Raw genomic sequence first — 18,340 nt, forward strand, 5'->3', positions numbered from 1 at the left:
TGGGGGAAGTATTCCCCTGCCTCTTTAAAGGAGGGTGTTCAGATTGCGATAGCAATCGTCGAAGGGAACCATAGGGTTCCATAACGAATCATACGAAGTATGACTTTTTTATATATAAAGCTGGTATAATGTGGATAGTACATGAAAAAGGATGATGAATATGAAATTAAAGACTATCCATGAAAAAAGAATCATTGAAGAATTTCTAAAGGATAAAAATCCTAATGACTATCACTATTATTATAATAATCTAGAATCTCCCTTTTGGGAAAATACTCAATGGTTTGGATTGTTTAATAAGGAAAAATTAGAAGCTTTAGCCATGTATATAATAAAATATGGATTTCCCGTACTTCTTTGTACTTCCTATTCAAATGATGAATATGCAGAAGAACTTGCTAAGCAATTAAAAGCTTTTTTACCTAAGGATTTATATGCCCATTTAAATAGAAGGGATAACAACTTCCAAGGACAAGTATGTAAATATTATAATATGGAGTTAAAGGAGCATATAGATTATAAAGGATATAATGCAAAGGAAGTAGTAAGACTGACTAAAGATGATTATGACATTATAGTAAACCTACTAGAGAAAAGTCATCCAGAGTATTTATTAGAACGGGAATTTGTTGAAGAAAATTATTTCTTTGGAATAAAAGATGGTCATAAATTAATCTGTGTAGGTGGTATAAGTGCTAAAAATGAAGAAGTGGCTGTAGCTGCAATTGGATGTGTAACTACTCACCCAGACTACAGGAAAAAAGGATTAGGAACTAAAGTCATGGTGGAGATTATAAAAAACCTATTAGGGGAGTATGAAAATATATGCTTAAATGTAAAAGAAGAAAATCTTCCTGCCATAGGATGTTATGAAAAACTGGGTTTTAAGAAAATAGGATTCTTTAATGAAGTAATAACGGGTTAATAAAAAGAGCTGTCTAAAGAGCAGCTCTTTTAATGCTATTATGATTTTTTTCTTTTAGTGTATAATGAATTATACTAAATATTGGAATCAAGTATAAGTAAAAGGCATAGGGAATAAAATCTATATTACTTACGCCTAGGGTTGTGGCAGGAACAAAGGCTGCTATATTCCATGGAATAAGGGGTGTTAGGACTATGGCTGTATTTTCTAAGTTAATAGATAAATCATAGTTACTAGACCCCTTTTTATTATAAGTTTTCTTCATAAGTTCATTAGTAAGAACTACACTAATAGTTTGATTAGATCCTAATGCACCTGTAATAATACTAACAACTATAGTGTATAAAAATAGTTGTAAAGAATTTTTAGCCCTTAACAATAGATCATCTATATTAGATAATAGATTAGTGCCACTAAGTATACCACCTAAGGAACAGGAGATAAATACTATTATCTGTGCCTTATACATGGGGATTATTCCTCCCCCTGCTAATATATCATAAAGAGGGTTAGACGTATCTAGTTTGAATCCTAAAGTCATATATTTTATTAAATTTAGAAAATCATATCCTTGGATAAATATACTAATAAAAGTAGCTATTATTATACTTACTACCATAGATATTTTTACGTCAACTTTAAAAATAGATAAAGCAAGTATAGCCAAAGCTGGTAGTAATACTATAAAGCTTATATTAAAAGTATTTAAAATTTGATTATCTATACTACTTCCTACAATTGTAAGGGGCATTCTTAAGGAAAGAACTAAATATAGTATCATTGAAACTATATAAGGGATAGTTCCTGTCTTGAACATACTCCTTATATTTGTATATAAATTTGTATCTGTCAAGTTTGCAACTAGATTTGCACTAGATGACATGGGAGAGCATCTATCCCCAAAATAAGCTCCACCTATTATGGCACCAGCTGCAACACTAAGGTCTATACCTCCACCCTTTGCCATTATGATTAAGGCCACCCCCACTGTAGAAGTTGTTCCAAAGGCAGTTCCTAATAAAAATGACATTAGAGAACTAATTAAAAAGGCATAAAGGATAAAGTAGTTAGGATTCATATATTTAATTCCATAATAAACTATGCCAGCCACCGTTCCAGAAGCCATCCACACAGATGTTATGGCTCCGATTAATAAAAAAATCTTTAAAACTATAAGAGCTTTTTTTACCCCACTATAAGCCATAGCTAATATACTTTTAAATGAATATCCACGCCTCATACTAATATAGGAAAAGGTTAAAAGGGCTATTAAAAGAGGATAAGCAATAAAAAAACCTTTCCATATGGATATTATCAATGAACAAAATACTAATAGTATTCCTAATAAAAGATCCAAAATAATCACCTCACAAGTTAATATTACATTCATGTCACATATATGTTAGCACATATTTAGGCCATGGGCAAAAGAATGTAAATACACTATAAATTTAAATAAAAAGTAGGAAGAACTTTAGTTCTTCCTACTTTTTATTTAAGTTCTATATTTTTTCAATTTGAATGAGCTTTACCGTATCATTACCTAAGTCTTCTCGTATAGTATAAGATTGATCAATATAAGTAGTGGCAATAGATAAATCCATTTGTTCCTTGTAATTTAAATACTCTAAATCTTCTGAAGTTAAGTTATTTGAAGCACCAAGGTCTATCCATGCATTAAATATACAACCGCTACGACTAGATAAAGTATAAGTTTTAAACTTATATTTACCATTGCTTAAATTTAATGTAACTTCAATGTGTGTTTTATTGTCAATAAGAACTTCTTTAGCTCCTTTATATTGTTCAAAGGTTAGCATGGAATAATCTTTTATTTCAGAATAATTATATAATAAAATTTGAAATTTGTTATTGTTCCTCAATATTAAATAATTAGGTCCCTTTTTTAGAATTAATCCCTTTAATTTAGTTAGTAAGTAAAAGGAATTATATGTAGGTTTTTTAAATCCATTATAAGTTAAAAGTCCAAGATCTCCATAAAACATTTTAGAACTTCTAAGATCATCTACAAAGGTTATTTGTCTACTAGATTCATCCAAGTCATTTAATATTTCGTTTATCATATAGGATGCTTTAAAGGAAGTATCATTTAAATAATGATTATTTTCAACCTTTATAAAATAAGTTTTTAGGTTCATTTTTCTAATATTTGCCAATAGTTCTTTTACTAGACTTTTTTTCTTTAAAAAGGCATCTTCAGTCATTTCCACAGACATGAAATCTAAATTTCTGTTTTCAAAATTAATTAGAAAATAAAGTTCCTCAAAGTTAGGAGCGGGAACAAATAGAATTCCAAATTTTAATTTTGCAAAGTTTTTCATTACTACGTTTATAGTTTTTACATATAGGCTAATAGATTTTTCATAATTCCTATCTTCACTGGAAAATTCAAATTTCCACCTTTGAACTTCATATAAACCATATCTATCTATACAATGTTGTAAAAAATTTTGAAGAAGGGTATGCCATCTACTTAAGGAATATTTTTTAGAAGTATAATATAGTTCAATAAAGGGTTTTAAATTGTTTTTCATAAAAAAATCTAGTAAAGTATCTATATTAAACCAATTATATGTATTTTCTTCCTTATTATAAAAATACATACCTTCTGTGAATATGCCACTAAATCTTATATAATCAAATTTCATTTCCTGTTGAATTTTCTTTAAATTATCTTGCCAGTTTGTATTCAGTCCATCATAAACTAAGTCAAAATACAGTATTTTCTCAAATTTATTATGCATTCCAACAGGCTTATTAATATCCACATTAATAGAGTGATTTAGTTTAGGATCTTCCTTTAAACTAATTCCTTGTTTTGTTATGAAAGATTTTATTATTTCCTTATAGTCATCAGGTATGTTGAAGGAATCACTATATACATAAGAATCTTTAGAGTTTATATTTTTTCTAAATTCATCAGGAGTCATAGTATGTTTCTCTTTAAATAGTTTTGTATAAGATTTCACATTTGGAAATCCATTATCCAGTGCCACATCTATTATATTTTTATTAGTATATAACAAATCCTTCATGGATTTATTTAATCTAAATTGACTAAGATATTCGTGAAAACCAATGCTAAGATTTTTCTTAAAGAGTTTTGACAGATAGTGAACACTTATAAACTCCATTTGAGCTAAATCGGATAGGGTAATTTTTTGTGTATAATTATACTCAATAAAATTCATTATACGTCTAAGTCTTTCATGGGAGTATTTTTCATAGGACCTAATAGTTTCCTTATCTCCTTTGAAATTAGAGAGTAAATATTCTAATAAATACAAAGATTCCTTTAGAAGATGTATATGAGCATATTCATCATTATCATAAAAGATAGACATCATTTTTGCTAGTAAGTGTCGTAGTTGCTCATATTTACTATTTTCCCCATTAAATAAAAAGGATTTACAATCAAGGGAAATATCTAGGAGTTTAGAATAATAGTTTTTATAGAATGTAGGATTTATTTTTAGGGAAAGAACTACCGTATTGTCACAGGCGTGGGTTAAACTGTGACCTTCATTAGTATTTAATAATAATAAATCCTTTTTTTCTAGGGTATAGGTTTTGTGACCTAAATCAACGTTTAATTTCCCTGATAAAACTAAAATAATTTCAATTTCCTTATGCCATAGCATGGGGTGTTTTTTTTGAGTCAATATGGTGAAAGTAAAGGGTAAATGTCCTTGATTATTAAAAAAATCATGATTATCATTCATTTTTTCTACCTCACTTTAGATTATGTGAAAATTTCTTTGTAAATTAGCTTGAACAAAAAAAGACTATAAAGAGTATAAAAATTGTCCTTTTGCCTTTCGACAAAATAAAAAATATAAAAACTTTCTATAATTGTAACAAAAAATACCATTAAATAATAGTACATTTTAGTTATAATTTAATTAACAATTGAGAAAAGACGAAAAATGGAGAAAATTCAGAAAAAAATCAACAATCTTGATTAGTTTTAACTACTAAATTGTTTCTTTCTTTTCAAAAAGGTAATTTGTTAAGTGGGATTGCAATGACCCTCTTTGAAAAGTGAAATAATAAATATTTTATTAAATTATAATTTTAATGCTATGAAGATAACAAAAAAACATGAAATTAAAGGGAGGAAAATTGGAATGAACAATGGAGTAATTATAACATGTGCCGTAACAGGATCAGGTGACTCTCACTTAAAACATCCTGGAGTACCAAGAACACCAGAAGAAATAGCAAAAGCAGCAATAGAAGCTGCAAAAGCAGGTGCAGCAGTAGCTCACGTACACGTAAGAAATCCTGAAACAGGTGATTCAGCTAGAGATATAGAGCTATACAAAGAAACAGCAAAACTTATAAGAGAAAGTGAAGTAGATGTAATACTTAATATAACAGCAGGAATGGGAGCAGATTTCGTTCCAGATGAAGAAGATCCATCAAGAGGTGGTCCTGGAACAGATATGATTACAGCTGCTGAAAGAGTAAGGCATATAGAATTAATCAAACCTGAGATTTGTACATTAGACTGTGGTTCAATGAACTATGCTACAACATCATACATAGCAACAATGGATATGCTTAGAGAAACAGCAAGAAGAATTCAAGCTTCCGGAGTTAAGCCAGAAATAGAAGTATTTGAATTAGGACATGTATGGCAAGCTAAGCAACTTATGAAAGAAGGATTAATTGATCCAGATCCAATATTCCAATTATGTATGGGAGTACCTTACGGAGCAGAAGCAACAGTACAAAATATGGTAGCAATGGTAAATGCCCTACCACCAGGAGCAAACTGGGGATCATTTGCACTAGGTAGAATGCAAATGCCATGGGTAGCTCAATCAGTACTACTTGGAGGTAACGTAAGAGTTGGATTAGAGGACAATATATACTTAGATAAAGGTGTATTGGCTACTAATGAACAATTAGTAACAAGAGCTAAAGAATTAATTGAAAGAATGGGTGCAAAAGTACTTACTCCAGCAGAGGCAAGAGACAAAATAAAGTTAGTTAAATAGATATATGCAAATAAGGAAAACGTTTTTAAGTGGATTGGTTAGTAAATATTATCCATTTGTGACCACCTACGAATTATTGAGAATTAACCATCCACTTAAAAAATTCCAAAAGGTAATTTAAGGGGGAAAAATTATGTTCATTAATAAGGATCAAGTAAAAACTGTAGCAATAATAGGAACGGGAGTTATTGGTGCAGGATGGGCAGCAAGATGCTTACATAGAGGAATTGATGTAATGGCTTCTGATCCAGGTGCTAATGCAGAAGAGGCATTAAGAGAGGTTATTGCAAATGCTGAACAGGCTTTACAAAAAATAGTACCTGTACCTGAGGAGAAGAAAGGTAAATTAATATTTACTAAAGATATTGAAGAGGCAGTAAAGAATGCTGATTATATACAAGAAAGTGTACCAGAAGTTGAGAGCATAAAAATACCTGTATTAAAGGAAATTTCCAAATATGCAAAACCAAATGCTATAATAGGAACTAGTACTTCAGGTCTATTACCTACAAGATTACAATCAGAGATGGTAAATCCTGAAAGACTTGTAGTAGCACATCCATTTAATCCAGTATATCTTTTACCATTAGTAGAAGTTGTAGGAGGAGAAGCTACTTCAGAAGAAGCTATAACTACTGTTATGGAATTTTATAAAATGATTGGAATGAAACCTTTAAAAGTTAGAGTTGAAATAGATGGTTTCATTGCAGATAGATTATTAGAGGCATTATGGAGAGAGTTATTGCATCTAGTAAATGATGATGTTGCCACAACACAAGAAATAGATGATGCAATTATCTATGGAGCAGGACTCCGATGGTCTATAATGGGAACGGCTATGACTTATTATTTAGCTGGTGGTAAAAATGGAATGAGACATTTTATGGCACAATTTGGTCCTGCACTAAAATTACCATGGACAAAATTAGAAGCACCAGAATTAACAGATGAATTAATTGATAAAATGGTAGATGGAACTGCAGAACAAGGAGCAGGTAAAGACTTAAGAGAATGGGAGCAATTAAGAGATAATTGCTTAGTATCAATCATGAAAGGTTTATCAGAATTTGATCATGGCGCTGGAAAAGTAATAAAAGAAGATTACGCAATCCAAAAAGAAAGACTTTCTTTATAAGAACTCAAATAAAAAGAAAGACCTTATTATCTAATACCCCCTCTTTGATTAATTTCAACCCCATAAAGAGGGGGACTAAAATATCTACAGGAGGTGTAGCATATGGGTCAAATTATCGTTTCGCTTTTCATCGGAGGATGGATGATATTTTTAGGAATATTTATGAATACGGTTTTGACAAAAGAGGAGAGAGGCTATAGAGAAAATAATTCAGTTAAGGAAGGTGAATAGAGATTATGAGTATATATATGGGTGGAGTTATAGTCAGTATTATACTTTATATTATAATAGGTAATTACGCAGGTAAAAGGGTTAAGGATGTGGACGATTACTATGTTAGTGGTAGAAATGCTCCAACTATCCTTATTGCAGGAACATTATTTGCGTCCATGTTAAGTACTAATGGATTCATGGGTGATACGGCCTATGCTTATACGGGTCATATAACATTAATCGTTATAATAAATACATTGTGTGCTGGTGGATATATACTAGGACCTATGTTTTTCGGAAGATACTTAAGACGTAGTGAAGTTCTTACTATGCCTGAGTATTTTGGAAAGAGATTTAATTGTAAAAAAGTACAGAGATTCGCTGGAATAACTACAGTAATATCCTTATCTGCTTATCTTTTAGCAGTAATTCAAGGAACAGGTCTTTTAATGCAAGAACTTACAGGTCTATCTTCAGGAATTTGTCTTTTAATAGCATGGTTTTGTTTTACTTCATTTACTTTCTATTCAGGTTCAAAGGGTGTAATTTTAACAGATACAATAATGTTTATCATATTCATAGCAGCTACTGTAGTAGCAGGTCCCTTCATATTTGAAAAAGCAGGTGGACTTGGTAATATAGTTACTAATTTGTTAGCTAGCTCTGATGCACCAAAGGATTTATTAGCTTATCATGGTACTTTAGCTGAAGGAGTTAGTGCATTTGATGCCATGTCTTATGCCATTACTATAGGTATTGTTTGGTTAATTACAGTATCAGTAAGTCCATGGCAAGCAAGTCGTGGTCTTATGGCACAAAATGAGCATGTAACTATTCGTTCAGGTGTAGTTGCAGCCATATGTACTACTATCTTTTTAACTTTCCTTTATGTAATTGCAATTAGTATGAATCTTATAAACCCAGCTATACAACCAACTGAAAAAGTTATTATATGGGCATGTTTTAACGTTGTTCCCGCAATTATAGGTGTGTTTGTGTTAACTGGAGTTATGGCAGCTGGATTATCTTCTGCATCCACATTCCTATCTGTAGTAGGATTTAGTGCTACAAATGATATTGTTGAAATTAACTTTAAAGATCAAAACCAACAACTTTGGTTTAGTAGATGGATAATGCTTGCAATTGGTATTGTGGCATTAATATTAGCTTACTTTAACCCACCGGCAATAAGGGTAATATCTTGGTTTGCAAGTACTGTAATCGCAGCTTCTTGGGGACCTGTGGCATTTATGAGTGTTTGGAATAAAAAGATTACAGCTAAGGGTGCCCTATGGGGAATGGTAATGGGATTCTTCGGAAATGTGGCAGCTAGACTTATAAATAACTTCACACCAATTACCCTAAAGAATTTGTATCATCCATTCTTTATAGGATTATTCCTAGGATTCCTTGGAATTTACATAGGAACTAAAACTTCTAAAGTTACTAAGGAAGAAGAAGAATTCTTCAAAAATATGCACATTACTCCAGAGTCAGAAAAGGCTCCAGAATTATTTAATAGGGATAGACTTTATGGAAAAGTATTAATAGTTTCAGGAGTAGTAATTTCAGCAATCCTACTAGTATACTGGGCTATACCATTTAATAGTTTTGCTATTAAGTAAAAGTAAGAAAAGGACAAGGACCATAAATATTTAGGATGACTGAAAAGAATTGGAAATAGTTTGATCAAGGAGGCAGCCTTATGGAGAAAGAGAGATTAGACATTTTTTCTAAAATGAGTGATCAAATGAAATCAGTTTTAAGGATACAGGAAGAAAGATCAAAGGAAACCTTTGTGACAAGTGATGATTTCAATGTATTAAGAGAAGCTTATAGTAAAGAAAGACAGTATTGGAATGAGGGGGCCCCATCTATGAATCGTATTGTAAATACGACCATAGATGGACCCTATGGACAAATACCTATTCGTATATATTACCCTAATAATAATAAGAATAGTTGTTGTTCCATATACATTCACGGAGGTGGATTCATATTAGGAAGTGTAGATACTCATGATAGAATAATGAGAATATTTTCTAATTATTCTCAAAATATCCTAGTAGGCATAGACTATAGCCTTTCTCCAGAAAATAAATTTCCAGTGGCCTTAAATGAATGCACAACTGTTATAAAATATGTTAAGAATTATGGATATAAATATGGAATTAACGGAAATAAAATCAGTGTAGTGGGAGATTCTAGTGGCGCTAATCTCTCACTAGCTGCTATTTTACATATGAGGGATAAGGGCTATGATATTTCCTATATAAAATCCCTAATATTATATTATGGCCTATATAGTTTAAGTAATTCTAAATCTATGAATCTCTTTGGCGGAACACATAATGGATTTAATCAAGATGATTTAGAACATTATGCCATGTGTTATTTAAATAATGAAGATTACACCAATAACCCATATTTTCATTGTTTATCGGCTAACTTAACCCATGGTATACCTGCCACATATGTAGCTGTGGGTGATTTAGATCCACTATTAGATGATAATTTGAATCTACACAAGATTTTAAAGGAAAAGGGAATAAAATCTAAGTGTGATGTTTATAAAGGAGTATTACATTCTTTTTTACACTACTCAAAGGTGTTAGAAGAGTCAAAAACTGCTTTAGAAGCTGGGGCAAAGTTTTTGCTAGATAATATTAATAAATGAAATTAAAATAATAAATAATTTGCAAAGGGTACGAAGGAGTGAATGAATATGGATTTAAAATCATTGCTAGCACCTAAGAGTGTAGCACTTATAGGTGCATCAAATAAAGAAGGTTCATTAGGTCACGATATGGTAAGAATGATTAACAATGGTGGATTTAAGGGTGAAGTATATCCCATAAATCCAAGATATGAAAGTGTTTGTGGGTTAAAGTGTTATCCATCCCTTGAAAGTATAGGAAAACCAGTAGATGTAGCTGCACTATGTGTGGCTGCTAAGAGGGTAGAAGGGCAAGTACAAAATGCTATAGACTCAGGAGTAAAATCATTAGTAGTATTTGCTAATTGTGTAGTGGAAAATGATACTACTCCATCTTTAGAAGATAAATTAATTAAAATGTGTAATGATGCTAATATTCCACTTTTAGGACATAATGCCATGGGATATTACAATAACGATATAGATTTACGTGTTTGTGGATTTGAAGCTCCTGATGAAGGGGTTAAGGGGAATATTTCTTTAATATCCCAATCAGGATCCGTATTTAGTACATTAGGACATAATGATCCTCAGCTTAAATTTAATTTAATGGTTGCCACAGGTACGGGACAAGTAACAAGTTTATCTGATTATATGATTTATGCTATAGAACAAGAGACAACTAAAGTTTTAGGTGTATATATGGAATCTATTAGAAAACCAGAGAGATTTATTGAAGCTCTAGAGTTAGCTAAGGAAAAAAGAATTCCTATTGTAGCCATGAAGGTTGGTAAATCAGAGCTTGGAGCAGAGTTTGCAAAGAGTCATTCGGGAGGACTTGCAGGAGATGATGATGCTATACAAGCTGTATTTGATCATTATGGAGTAGTTAGAGCAGAGAGTTTTGATGAAATGGCTAATACACTATTATTATTCAGTCATTATGAAGAAATTCCTAAGGGTGGCCTAGTTGCCATTGCAGATTCAGGCGGAGAGAGAAACTTATTAGCTGATGATGCAGAAGTGGTAGGAATAGAATATGCAAAACTATCAGATAAAACTATGGAAGAATTGCAAGAAATTCAAGAGTTTGGTCAAGAGGCAAGTAATCCACTAGATCCTTGGGGCACTGGAATAGACTTTGATAAAATATTTGGAGATTCTTTAGTAACTATGATGAAAGATGATAATGCGGCAATAGGAATAATTTCTCAAGATTTAAGGGACGATTACTTCTTATCTGAAGGGTGTATAGAGGCCTTAAGTCATACTAGGGAAAACACATCAAAGCCATTGGCTTTCTTAACTAATTATAGTGGTAGTCGTAGAGGCATGTATACTCAGAGATTAAATGAGATTGGAGTGCCTGTGTTAGTAGGAACACAGCCTGCTTTAAAGGCTATAAAGTCATTCTTAGAATTTAGAGATTTTCAATATGGAAATTCTCAGGTAAAAGAATTAGATCTTTCTGAGGAAAGTAAGAAGTTATTAGAAGAAAATGAAGTGTTACAAGAGTCTGATTCTATGAAAGTACTAGATGAATTAGGATTCCCAGTAGCTAAAGCTCATTTAATAAATAGTGTGGATGAATTAAAGGAGAAAAAAGAGTTATTTGAATATCCAGTAGTATTAAAAACTGCTGCAGAAGGTATACTTCATAAGGCTGATGTGGGAGGAGTAGTATTAAATATTGAAAATTACGAATCTTTAGAAAAATACTATGTAGATATGTCATCAAGATTGGGAAATCCATCAGTAGTGGCACCAATGGTATCCTTTGATGTAGAAATAATTCTAGGAATGAAGACAGATGCTACTTTTGGACCATTAGTAGTAGTAGGGGCTGGTGGTATATATACAGAACTTTTAAATGATAAAATTGTATTATTGCCAAATACATCAAGGGAAGAGATAGTATCAAAATTAAAAACATTAAAGACATATAAACTATTTACTGGATATAGGGGAACTAAAGAGGTTAATATGGGAAGACTTGTGGATACAATTAAAAACTTCTGTGAAATAGTATCATATTTAAGTAGTTGGGCAAAGGAGATAGACATAAACCCAGTGGCTTTATCAGGAGATAAAATAACAGCATTAGATGCGTTAATTATATGTAAGTAATCATATACAGAGGTGATAATAAAATGAAGAAAGAAATAAGTGTACAAGAAGCTGTATCCATTATGAAGGACGGTCAAATTTTAATGGTTGGAGGATTTATGGGAACGGGAAGCCCTCATACAATCATTCAAGAGATGGTTAACCAAAATTTAAAGGATCTAACTATCATATGTAATGACACATCCTGGCCAGGATTTGGCATAGGAAAAATTATTGAGAATAAAATGGCCAGCAAGGTAATAAGTTCTCATATAGGTCTTAATCCGGAAACGGGAAGACAAATGAATGAGGGAGAAACAGAAGTAATCCTTACTCCTCAAGGGACATTGGCAGAACAAATAAGATGTGCAGGTTCAGGTCAAGGTGGATTTTTAACTCCTACAGGTGTAGGTACTATAGTAGAAGAAGGAAAGAGAAAGATAGTTGTAAATGGAGAAGAATATTTATTAGAGTTACCTTTAAAGGCCCATGTGGCTTTAATAAAAGGTGCCATAGTAGATACAAAGGGAAATGTTTATTATGATAAGGCTGCCAGGAACTTTAATCCCCTAATGGCTATGGCGGCAGATACGGTGATTGTAGAGGCAGATGAAATAGTAGAAGTAGGTCAAATAGACCCTAACGATGTAATGACACCAGGAATATTCGTTGACTATATCGTGAAGGGGGAAGAATAAATGAGCAGTGTAAAAGAAATCATAGCTAAACGAGTTGCTAAGGAGCTACATGATGGAGATGTGGTGAATCTAGGAATCGGTCTTCCAACTATGGTAGTAAATTATGTACCAGAGGATGTGGAAGTAATACTACAATCAGAAAATGGATTTATAGGAATGGGACCAGCACCAGAGGAAGGAAAAGAAATAAAAAACCTTGTGAATGCAGGAGGAACTCCAGTAACTGTTGAACCTGGGGCGGCATTTTTTGATAGTTCCATGTCATTTTCAATAATAAGGGGCGGACATGTGGACGTAACTGTACTTGGCTCTCTTCAGGTAGATGAAGAGGGAAATTTAGCAAATTGGATGATACCAGGAAAAAAAGTACCAGGTATGGGAGGGGCTATGGACTTAGTAGTAGGTGCTAAGAAGGTTATTATAGCCATGACTCATACGGCTAAGGGAAAGGCCAAAATCTTAAAAAAGTGTACCTTACCCCTTACAGCAAAAGGTCAAGTTAACTTTATCATAACAGAGATGGGAGTAATGGAAGTTACGGATAAAGGATTAGAATTAAAAGAGATTAATCCAAACTATTCAATAGAGCAGGTGCAAGAAGCCACAGAAGCAACACTAATAATTTCTAAAGAATTAAAGAACATGGAAGTATAGACAGAAAGCAGACTCGACTAATTGGGTCTGCTTTTTGGTCATGAGTATATCTTATAATTAGTGGACAGAACAATTAAAAGGAAATAAAATAGTATTTGAGGACAAATATAAAATATATCTACATAAGGGATTCACTTACTAGGGAAAAAACACTAATATTGGAGTGATATAAATGACAAAATATTCTAAGCTACCTACAGTACCAATTCCTTTATTAGAGGATACTATGAATAAGTATTTAGAATGGATAGACCCTTTAATTAGTAAAGGGGAATACAAAGAAGCTAAAATTCATGTAAATGATTTTTTGAAGAAAGAAGGTCCTCTTCTTCAGAAAAAATTAAAAGAGTGGAATAAAAAAAATAGGGGGGATTGGTTAAAGCCCCTTTGGTATAGTATGTATTTAAGTAATAGAGATCCTGTAGTCATTAATACTAATTATTTTATTAAACTTAATTTGGAAGATGTATGTGAAAAATATGGAACTACAAAAGTAGCAGCAACTCTCATTAGTTCTCTTATGGAGTTTTATGAAGATGTACATTTGGGAAGATTGAATAGGGAAAAGATGAAAGAAGAAAAGCTTTGTATGAATACATATAAAAAAAAGTTTAAAAGTACTCGTGTTCCAAGAAGAAAAGAAGATGAGTACATAGTATGCAAAAAGAATGTAAATGAACATATTATCATCATGTATAGGGGAAATATGTTTAAAATAGATTTAATGGATAATAACGGAATTTCATTTAAAGATGGTCATATAAAAAATGTCATAGAAGAATTAATTAACTTAGATAAGATTAAGAATAAAACTAATATTGGCCTAATTACTACAGGAAACAGGGAAGAAGGAGCATGTATTTTAGAAGAAATCATGTGCCTAGAAGAAAATAAGTACAATTTTGAAATGTTAAAAGAGGCGTTATTTATAGTCTGTATAGATGAAAATTCCAATAGCCTTAGGGAGTTTGCCATGAATTTACTTTGTGAAAATGAGGAAAACAGATATTTTGATAAGAGTTTTCAATTAATATTTAATAAAAAAGGCAATTTTGGATTTAATTTTGAACACACAGGGGCCGATGGAAGTTCCTGGGTAAATACCATAGACATTCTTGCTTCAAAATTAGAAGAAAAATTATGTACATTTGAAGAAATAGAAGAAAATAAGATTCCTTTAGAGGAAATACAATGGGAAATATGTGAAAGCACAGGTGAAAAACTAAAAAAAATACAAGACCAACATAAAAAATTAGTAGAAGAACTTCATATGGAAGTAATTTCTTTTCAAGATTTCGGAAAAAAACATATTAAGAATATGGGATTTAGTCCTGATGCCTTTTTACATTTAGCCTTGCAAATAGGACAATATAGAGTTTTTAATAAATTTAGAAATACTAGTGAATCCATATCAACAAGGAATTTTTCTAATGGGAGAACTGAGTCTAATAAGGTTGTTACTAGAGAAATTGTAGATTTAATAATGAGATTTGAAAAGGAAAATAGAGATAATAGAAAGTCCATGGAGCTCATGAAAAAGGCTTTAAATAAGCATCAGGAGAGAATAACTCAATGTAAAAAAGGGATGGGCATAGAGAGACATTTATTTGGTCTATATTGTATGTATGAAAGATATGGTGAGGAACTAGGCATAAATGAAATTCCTAAGATATTTGAAAGTAAATCCTATAAAACACTAAAATATGACTTTATATCTACTAGTAGAATTGAGTCTACAGCCTTTTGAATGGCAGGTTTTGCTCCAGTGGAGCATTATGGATTTGGCATTTGGTATGGATTTAGGGATGAGAAAATCAACCTATGTATAGTAAGTAGGAAGAATATGGGCGTTGAAACTATAAAAAAGTTTTCTAATGAAATAAGTAGATCATTGAAAGTTTTAAATGACTTTATTATAAGTTATTAATAAAAGGGGGAATAAGATGAAATTAGAAAGATTGCTTGCCATAGTAATTAAAATGTTGAATAAGGACAAGGTAACAGCTAAAGAATTGGCAGATTACTTTCAAGTATCCGTAAGAACTATTCAAAGGGATATGGAAGAAATTAATATGACAGGCATTCCCATAGTTTCATACAAAGGACCTAAAGGTGGATATGGCATATTAGACAATTATAAGATTCATAAAAACTTTTTTTCTGATATAGAATATAAAATGTTAATTATGTCTTTAAAGGGAGTAGCTCAAGTTTATGAAGATAAGAATTTAAGTGCTATTATAGAAAAACTAGGAGCTATAGGACCTAAAGGGAATGAAGAAAACAATGTGGTAATGGACTTTAGCCCATGGGGAAATCCTAAAAAAAGAAGGGAAAAGGTTAACAAAATAAAAAATGCCATAGATAATAATAGAATTACCCAGTTTGAATATATAGATAACAATGGAAAAGAGTCCTGTAGAAAAGTGGAACCCCTCTCTTTAATATTAAAGATAAATACTTGGTATTTACATGCCTATTGTATAGCGAGAAAAGACTATAGACTATTTAAGGTTTCTAGAATGAGAAATATAGTAATTACTAATGATAATTTCGTTAAAAGAGAAGATGAGTCCGTATATAAGTTTAACTTTGAAGAAAATATAGGTACAAAGCTTAGATTGAAATTTGAAAGACAAGCATTAAATAGATTAGATGATTATTTTGAAATAGAAGATGTAAATTTCAATGAGGATGGATACATATATGTAGATGTAACATATCCAGAAGATGAATGGGTATATGGTATGGTTTTAAGTTTTGGGGATAAAGTAGAGGTTATAGAACCTGATCATATAAGAAAAATAATTAAAGATAGAGCAGAAAATATATTTAATAAATATAAATAAGTACGACATACTCATGTCATATTAGTAAATGTATAATCATATTAAGAAAAACAGAAGGAGGAAGTTAATATGAATATGAGATTATGTCAAAGTTGTGCAATGCCACTGAATGATGAAAATTTATTAGGAACAAATAAGGACAGTTCAAAAAATGAGGAGTACTGTATATATTGTCTCCAAAAGGGTGAATATACTGCTAATATAACTATGGATGAGATGATAAATGTATGTGTACCTCACATGATGAAAGAAGGATATGGAGAAGAGAAGGCTAGAGGAATGTTAAATGAATTGTTACCTAAATTAAAAAGGTGGAAAAAATAAAGTGTAATAAGAAGATAAAAGCTGTATACTTAGTATATAGCTTTTTATTTTTTAAAAATAAAGGAGATAAAGATGAAAATATTAGTAGATGCAGATGCTTGTCCAGTGAAGAATATAGCACTGAAGGTGGCAAAGGAATATAAAATACCAATAATAATGATTAAAAATATTTGTCATGAACTTCATGATGATTATGCACAGATTATAACAGTAGACCAGGGAAGAGATATGGCAGATATAGTATTAATAAATAACACAAAGGATGGAGATGTGGTTATAACCCAAGACTATGGGGTGGCGGCTTTAGCTCTTTCTAAGAAAGCAGTGGCCATAAATCAAAATGGTTTAATTTATACTAATGAAAACATTGATGGGTTATTAATGAGAAGGCATACAAATCAGCAAAACAGGAGAAAACATAAAAAATATACTAAAGTTCCTAAAAGGACTAAGGAAGATAATGAAAGATTTGAAAAGAAATTTAGAAAACTAATAGAAGATAGGTTAAATAAAAAATAAAAATAACTGGTCAAGAGATTATGACCAGTTATTTTTATTTTTGGTGTTATTGACAATTTTGCCTAGCTGTTTTCCTATGGATTCTAATTCATCAGTGAGCTTTGAAAGAATTTCATTAGAATCTATTTTTTGCTGACGTTCTTTTTCCTTCATTTTAGCTATTCCATAGGGATCATGAACATTTTTCATAAATAATCACCTATTAATAGTATTCCTTTTTCTATTGTAATTATTTAGATAAAGAAGAAATTAAAAGCTATAAAAAAAGGATTTTAGAAATGATTAAGAGAATTTTTATACAAGATATAATTAAAGATACAAAATATAAGTAAGGTGATGATTTTATGGCAATTAAGATTCTAATAGATAGTACTACCTATATGCCTGAGGAAATAAGAGAGTATTATGACATTAAGGTGATACCTTTAAGTGTTACTTTTGAAGATGGTTCCTTTAAAGAGACTGAGATGGATCCCTATGAATTTTATGAGAAATTAGATAAAAGTCCAACCATACCAAAATCTTCTCAACCTAATATGAAAGAGCTATATAAATTATTTGAAGGTGTAGTTAAGGAAGGGGATGAAATATTAGGAATTTTCATGTCTTCTGGTATGAGTGGCACATATAATAGTGCTAATTTGGTAAAAGAAATGATACTTGAAAAATATAATAATGCAAAAATTAATTTAATAGATTCTAAATGTATTTGCATGCAACATGGATACATGGCCATAAGTGCGGCTAAGGCAGCTGAAGAAGGTAAACGCTTAGAGGAAGTTACTAATATAGCAAAGGAAAATTTCCATAAAACTAGGTTTATATTTTCATTATCTACCTTAGAATATTTAAAAAAGGGCGGTAGGATAGGAAAAGTTCAAGCCTTACTTGGAACAGTTCTTAAGATTAATCCTATTTTGACTTTGACAGAAGGAAAGCCAGATGTATTTCTTAAGGTGAGAACTAAGAAGAAGGCCATAGGAAAAATGGTTGAAATATTTTTAGAAGATGCAAGAAAGTTTCAATTAGAAGGAGTAACCATACATCATGTTAATTGTAAAGAGGAAGGAAAAAAACTGGCTAAAAGAATAGAACAAGATCTAAATATTAATGTGCAAATTTCAGATGTTGGAGCGGTAGTAGGAGTCCATGTGGGTCCTGGTGCTGTGGGAATAGCTTATCATACTAAAAATATAATAAATTTGGATTCTTAGAAATAAAGTCTTTTTTATAGTGA

Annotated in this window: 16 protein-coding genes and 1 pseudogene; 14 read left to right on the forward strand and 3 right to left on the reverse strand. The window is 31.3% G+C overall.

Annotation, left to right across the window (positions count from 1 at the left end; genetic code table 11):
- Positions 1–160: 160 nt before the first annotated feature.
- Entirely contained in the window at positions 161–925 is a 765-nt protein-coding gene (locus CCE28_RS11410; protein ID WP_176461783.1) for a GNAT family N-acetyltransferase, read from the forward strand.
- A 13-nt stretch (positions 926–938) separates the two neighbouring features.
- On the opposite strand, the gene CCE28_RS11415 is transcribed toward CCE28_RS11410, so the two are convergent.
- Both CCE28_RS11415 and CCE28_RS11420 read right to left on the reverse strand, forming a co-directional pair.
- Positions 939–2,282: a Na+/H+ antiporter NhaC family protein gene (locus tag CCE28_RS11415; RefSeq protein WP_095133848.1), complete on the reverse strand. Its 1,344-nt coding sequence runs from the start codon at positions 2,280–2,282 to the stop codon at positions 939–941.
- Positions 2,283–2,427: 145 nt separating this feature from the next.
- Entirely contained in the window at positions 2,428–4,668 is a 2,241-nt protein-coding gene (locus tag CCE28_RS11420; protein ID WP_095133849.1) for a GH39 family glycosyl hydrolase, read from the reverse strand.
- A 405-nt stretch (positions 4,669–5,073) separates the two neighbouring features.
- On the opposite strand from CCE28_RS11420, the gene CCE28_RS11425 reads away from it, so the two are divergent.
- The 12 genes and pseudogenes from CCE28_RS11425 to CCE28_RS11480 all read left to right on the forward strand — a co-directional run bounded on the left by CCE28_RS11425 (position 5,074) and on the right by CCE28_RS11480 (position 17,103).
- Positions 5,074–5,949 carry a BKACE family enzyme gene (locus tag CCE28_RS11425; RefSeq protein WP_095133850.1) on the forward strand — a complete coding sequence of 292 codons (876 nt, stop codon included), beginning with the start codon at positions 5,074–5,076 and terminating at the stop codon, positions 5,947–5,949.
- 133 nt (positions 5,950–6,082) lie between these two features.
- Positions 6,083–7,084, forward strand: a complete 1,002-nt coding sequence (locus CCE28_RS11430) for an L-carnitine dehydrogenase (protein ID WP_095133851.1) — start codon at positions 6,083–6,085, stop codon at positions 7,082–7,084.
- A 102-nt stretch (positions 7,085–7,186) separates the two neighbouring features.
- Complete coding sequence (locus CCE28_RS22765) at positions 7,187–7,315, forward strand: hypothetical protein (RefSeq protein ID WP_278277560.1); 129 nt, start codon at positions 7,187–7,189, stop codon at positions 7,313–7,315.
- 5 nt (positions 7,316–7,320) lie between these two features.
- Positions 7,321–8,922 carry a sodium:solute symporter family protein gene (locus tag CCE28_RS11435; RefSeq protein WP_095133852.1) on the forward strand — a complete coding sequence of 534 codons (1,602 nt, stop codon included), beginning with the start codon at positions 7,321–7,323 and terminating at the stop codon, positions 8,920–8,922.
- A gap of 80 nt (positions 8,923–9,002) precedes the next feature.
- Positions 9,003–9,974, forward strand: a complete 972-nt coding sequence (locus tag CCE28_RS11440) for an alpha/beta hydrolase fold domain-containing protein (protein ID WP_095133853.1) — start codon at positions 9,003–9,005, stop codon at positions 9,972–9,974.
- A 48-nt stretch (positions 9,975–10,022) separates the two neighbouring features.
- Positions 10,023–12,080 carry an acetate--CoA ligase family protein gene (locus tag CCE28_RS11445; RefSeq protein ID WP_176461784.1) on the forward strand — a complete coding sequence of 686 codons (2,058 nt, stop codon included), beginning with the start codon at positions 10,023–10,025 and terminating at the stop codon, positions 12,078–12,080.
- Between the two features lie 23 nt (positions 12,081–12,103).
- Positions 12,104–12,757 (forward strand): CoA transferase subunit A, encoded by a 654-nt coding sequence (locus tag CCE28_RS11450; RefSeq protein ID WP_095133855.1) that lies wholly within the window; start codon positions 12,104–12,106, stop codon positions 12,755–12,757.
- Complete coding sequence (locus tag CCE28_RS11455; protein ID WP_095133856.1) at positions 12,758–13,411, forward strand: 3-oxoacid CoA-transferase subunit B; 654 nt, start codon at positions 12,758–12,760, stop codon at positions 13,409–13,411. It abuts the gene before it with no gap.
- 172 nt (positions 13,412–13,583) lie between these two features.
- Positions 13,584–15,338, forward strand: a pseudogene (locus CCE28_RS11460) (choline/carnitine O-acyltransferase).
- Between the two features lie 16 nt (positions 15,339–15,354).
- Positions 15,355–16,260, forward strand: coding sequence for a helix-turn-helix transcriptional regulator (locus CCE28_RS11470; RefSeq protein ID WP_095133859.1), 906 nt, complete (start codon positions 15,355–15,357; stop codon positions 16,258–16,260).
- Positions 16,261–16,329: 69 nt separating this feature from the next.
- Complete coding sequence (locus CCE28_RS11475) at positions 16,330–16,584, forward strand: zinc ribbon domain-containing protein (protein WP_095133860.1); 255 nt, start codon at positions 16,330–16,332, stop codon at positions 16,582–16,584.
- A 72-nt stretch (positions 16,585–16,656) separates the two neighbouring features.
- Positions 16,657–17,103, forward strand: a complete 447-nt coding sequence (locus CCE28_RS11480) for a YaiI/YqxD family protein (RefSeq protein WP_095133861.1) — start codon at positions 16,657–16,659, stop codon at positions 17,101–17,103.
- Positions 17,104–17,121: 18 nt separating this feature from the next.
- Here the strand turns inward: CCE28_RS11480 and CCE28_RS22255 are convergent, their stop codons facing one another.
- The gene (locus tag CCE28_RS22255; protein WP_176461785.1) at positions 17,122–17,292 is read right to left on the reverse strand and encodes a hypothetical protein; all 171 of its coding nucleotides are present in this window, start codon (positions 17,290–17,292) and stop codon (positions 17,122–17,124) included.
- 155 nt (positions 17,293–17,447) lie between these two features.
- On the opposite strand from CCE28_RS22255, the gene CCE28_RS11485 reads away from it, so the two are divergent.
- Positions 17,448–18,317 (forward strand): DegV family protein, encoded by an 870-nt coding sequence (locus CCE28_RS11485; RefSeq protein WP_095133862.1) that lies wholly within the window; start codon positions 17,448–17,450, stop codon positions 18,315–18,317.
- Positions 18,318–18,340 lie beyond the last annotated feature (23 nt).

Origin of the sequence: Anaeromicrobium sediminis (genome assembly GCF_002270055.1) — a bacterium.
GTDB lineage: Bacteria > Bacillota > Clostridia > Peptostreptococcales > Thermotaleaceae > Anaeromicrobium > Anaeromicrobium sediminis.